This window comes from Idiomarina sp. UBA4206 (assembly GCF_002383015.1).
Taxonomy (GTDB): Bacteria; Pseudomonadota; Gammaproteobacteria; order Enterobacterales; family Alteromonadaceae; genus Idiomarina; species Idiomarina abyssalis.
The window spans coordinates 27,367-31,496 of record NZ_DFTS01000037.1; the positions used below are offsets into that span (position 1 = coordinate 27,367).

The following is a 4,130-nucleotide window of genomic DNA, read 5'->3' on the forward strand; positions in this document are numbered from 1 at the left end:
ATTCCGTGGAGGTCAATCATGAAAACCCTATTTTTAACCGCTTTATCCGCCGCCGTTTTATTTATTAGCGGCCAGGCCATTGGTGCTGAGAAAAGCGCGCGTGAAATTGTCGAGCAAGCTGAATTAAACGCCTATTATTCCGGCGATGATGGGCGCAGTGCAGCTCGGATGATTATTACCGATAATCAGGGTCGCCAACAAATGCGGCAGTTCACCATTTTGCGTAAAGACCAACAAGATGGTGGCGTACAAGACATGATGATATTTTTCTCACGCCCTGCTGACGTGCGCGACACGGTGTTCCGTGTGGTCAAACAAGTCAACGACGACGATGACCGCTGGTTGTATTTACCTGATCTCGATTTGGTGAAACGCATATCTGCCGGCGATAAGCGCACCTCTTTTGTGGGTTCGCACTTTTTCTATGAAGACGTTTCCGGCCGTAATACTGAGCTGGATAGTTACGAGCTGGTTTCTGAAAACAAAGACAGTTACGTGTTAAAAGGCACAGCTAAAGACCCTGGCAACGTTGAGTTCAGCTACTACGAAGTGGTTATTGATAAAGAACACATGCTGCCGGTTGAAAGCACCTTCTATAACGACAGCGGCGAAGCCTACCGAAAAATGGAAGTACTGAAAATCGAAACGGTTCAGGGCTACCCAACCGTGACTCATTCACGCATGTCGGACTTAACCAATGGCGGACAAACAGAAATGCAGTTTCGCTTTATGAAGTACAACATCGGTTTGCCGGACAGCATTTTCAGCGAGCGTAGCTTACGTAACCCGCCGGCAGAATGGTTACAACTGAGAGACTAACTATGCCATACCGGAAAATTTTAACGTTTACCGTTCTTTTCACTTTGGCTCAAGCCGCATCGGCACAGGACTCCTGGGACGATGAGCAATGGGACTCTGGTTGGGGAACGGAACAAGATCAGGGAATTAATGTCTATGGTTTCGTTGAGGCGGCAATAGGCGGACGGCTCGAACCCTCCCCCTATCACAAGCGTTTGTCTATTGCCGAGCCTCGACTACAGCTTGGTTTCGACGACCGTTGGCAGGACATTACCTGGACCGCGAAAGCCGACGGCTGGTACGACGGTTTCGATGAAACCTGGCATGGCCAAATTCGCGAACTGAATGCACAGTTCACGGTTTTCGATAATACCGATATAAAAGTTGGCCGTCAGGTGCTCACCTGGGGCACCGGTGACTTCCTTTTTCTGAATGACCTGTTTCCGAAAGACTGGCAGTCGTTTTTTGTTGGTCGCGACCAGGAATACTTAAAAGCGCCTTCTGACGCGCTTAGGGTGACCAGCTATTTTGATTGGTTTAACGTTGATTTTGTCTGGACGCCGGAGTTTGATCACGATAACTACGTTCGTGGCGAGCGCATCTCCTATTTTAACCCACTCTCCGGGCAGTTAACTGGTGACGACCCCTCTATTCAGTTTATAGAGCCTACGCGCGACGAGTTCGCAATGCGTCTGTTTCGTAACTACGATGGTGTGGAATACGCTGTCTATGGTTACGACGGCTTCACCAAAAGCCCCGAAGCCGTCACTGAAAACTTTCAACCTACCTTCGGCCGTTTAACCGTGGTTGGGGCGTCAGTGCGAATGACCTTTGGCCCTGGTCTGGTTAACACCGAGGTGGCCAATTACAACCGTCACGACGCAGCAGACCACTGGCGCGCACTGATTGGCTATGAGCAAGAGCTGTGGACGCGCTTTACCGGCGGTTTTCAGGCCTACATTGAGAAAGGCGACACCCAAACACGCACCGTATTCACCACCCGTTTAACCTGGCGCGACGAGCGTGATGATCTGAACCTGTCGCTGTTTGCTTTTGTGTCACCGAATCAAAACGACGGCTACTTACGCCCCACTTTTGACTACCGCATTGACGACAATTGGTCATTCAGCGGTGGTTTTAACCTGTTTTTCCGCGAACGTCCGAATACCTTTTTCGGACAGTTTACTGAAAACAATAATGCTTACCTTCGAGTCAGGTACGCGTTTTAATATCAAGTAAAGGAGTTTTATAATGAGCGTCGAAAGAGCTTTAACTGCATTTGCCGGCTTTATGATATTGTTATCCGTAGCCTTAACTTATTGGGTTCATCCCAATTGGGTATGGCTAACCGTATTTGTTGGCGCCAACCTATTTCAACAGTCTTTCACTGGCTTTTGTCCGGCAAGCATTTTTATGAAAAAAGCTTTAGGATTAAAAACTGAGCGAGAGTTAGAAAAAGCAGGAAAATAAAGACACCATGAGTGCAACTGAATCACAAGAGATGCTTCAGGAAGAAGCGCAGAACGCCGCAAACTTTCTGCGCTCTTTAGGCAACCCTCACCGCTTACAAATTTTATGCCGGTTGGCATTAGGAGAACAAAGTGTGGGTGAGTTGCACCAGCATTTTGATTTAAGTGCATCGGCTTTTTCACAGCACCTGGCGGTGCTTCGGGAGCAAAAGCTGGTCACCATTCGAAAAGAATCTCAAACCGTCTACTACTCGATAAAAGACCCGGACACCGAAGCTTTCATGAAGTTACTGAAAAATAAATTCTGCCCGTCTCTTAAGTGATATCTCTTTGGGGATGCTACCTTTTGTCGCATCCCTCTTTACCTTAAATTTCATGATAATAGCGACATTATCTTGCTAGAGATTGTGTCGTATGAAGTCATTTACTCCGTTAGTTTTAGCATTAGCAATACCGTCCGCCGTTTTGGCTCAGCAAACCACTGTCGATGAACGCATTGTCATTATTGGCGAGTCTATGCAGGCCCCGAGTGAATGGGTTGTTGACGCCAAGAAGCCGCGCCAGCCACTACCAGCTCACGACGCGGGAGACTTTTTGAAAAGCCTGGCGGGGTTCAGTTCAACCCGTAAAGGCGGGGCGTCGTCAGACCCTTTGTTCAGAGGCATGGGAGCCGGGCGCCTGGCTATTGTGACCGATGACCAAATGCTGTTAGGAGGCTGTAGCAGCCGCATGGATCCGCCAACGGCCTACATTACACCTCAGAGCTACGACAGCGTGACTGTGGTTAAAGGCCCACAGACCGTTCTTTACTCAGGCTCTGCCGCTTCTATTCATTTTGAAAGAGACATCAGCCGGTTTGATGACCACGAGTTCTCGGGGTTTCTCAACGCGACCACCGCCAGCTTCGGACGTGTTAACGGTTCGGCTGATATGACGTGGGGCTCTTCTGCAGGGTTTGTGCGCTTAAACGCAACCGCAGCCACTGCCGATGATTACCAGGATGGCTCTGACCGTAAAATTAACAGCCAGTATGAACGTTGGAGTGGTGACGTTGATCTTGCCTGGACTCCTTCGGATAACCAGCGTCTTATGCTTAAGTTAGGCGCCAGCGACGGCGAGGCAGCTTACGCGGACCGCAGCATGGACGGTGTGTTATTTAAGCGAGAGAGCATGTCTCTTGATTACAACTGGCAACCCAAGGTCAACCATTTAGAAGAAGTGTCAGTAAACACTTACTTTAACTCTATAGACCACGTTATGGATAACTACTCATTACGTGACTTCACTCCGTCCATGATGATGCCTAACCCCACCGCCCGTAATCCCGACCGTCATTCACGTGGCGCAAAGATAACGTCTGAATGGTCACTAACGGCCAGTAGTAGGTTAAAAACCGGCGTGGAACATCACGAATCGGAGCATCGCGACCGCATTAGCCGCAATCAGCTGAACGCGTCTTATCAAAACCTGCCTCGCATCGACGATGCCGAGTTCAGCCAGGACGCCTTTTATGCAGAGTACGACTACGCCATTGACGCGGCTTGGAAGGTAGTGACAGGTTATCGGCTCGATCATTGGTCAATAACTGACAAGCGCGACATGTTAATGGTCATGGGCTCCCCGGCGCAGCCTAACCCAACCGCCAACGACACTCGCACCGACAACTTACACAGCGGCTTTGTGCGTGTTGAAAGAAAATTCGACAACGGCTACTGGTATGCCGGCTGGGGGCAAGCCGAGCGCTTTCCGGACTACTGGGAAGTCATAGGAAACAACCGCCGCTCACCAAGCTCTCTGTCGGCGTTTAATACGGACGCTGAAACCAACCAACAGTGGGATATCGGACTGAACTGGAAGGGCGAC

At 49.7% G+C, this 4,130-nt stretch carries 5 protein-coding genes; all 5 read left to right on the top strand.

From position 1 onward, the window contains the following. Positions 1 to 18 precede the first annotated feature (18 nt). Positions 19 to 819 (top strand): outer membrane lipoprotein-sorting protein, encoded by an 801-nt coding sequence (locus B3180_RS07635; protein ID WP_271332095.1) that lies wholly within the window; start codon positions 19 to 21, stop codon positions 817 to 819. 2 nt (positions 820 to 821) lie between these two features. Beyond that, the gene (locus tag B3180_RS07640; protein WP_278358587.1) at positions 822 to 2,027 is read left to right on the top strand and encodes a hypothetical protein; all 1,206 of its coding nucleotides are present in this window, start codon (positions 822 to 824) and stop codon (positions 2,025 to 2,027) included. Between the two features lie 22 nt (positions 2,028 to 2,049). Further along, on the top strand, positions 2,050 to 2,268 hold the full coding sequence (locus tag B3180_RS07645; protein ID WP_054488707.1) for a YgaP family membrane protein: 219 nt from the start codon (positions 2,050 to 2,052) through the stop codon (positions 2,266 to 2,268). A gap of 7 nt (positions 2,269 to 2,275) precedes the next feature. Next, positions 2,276 to 2,590, top strand: coding sequence for an ArsR/SmtB family transcription factor (locus B3180_RS07650; RefSeq protein WP_278358586.1), 315 nt, complete (start codon positions 2,276 to 2,278; stop codon positions 2,588 to 2,590). Positions 2,591 to 2,681: 91 nt separating this feature from the next. Continuing rightward, positions 2,682 to 4,130, top strand: a 1,449-nt coding sequence (locus B3180_RS07655; protein ID WP_286843855.1) for a TonB-dependent receptor domain-containing protein, incomplete at its 3' end; no start/stop codon positions are given.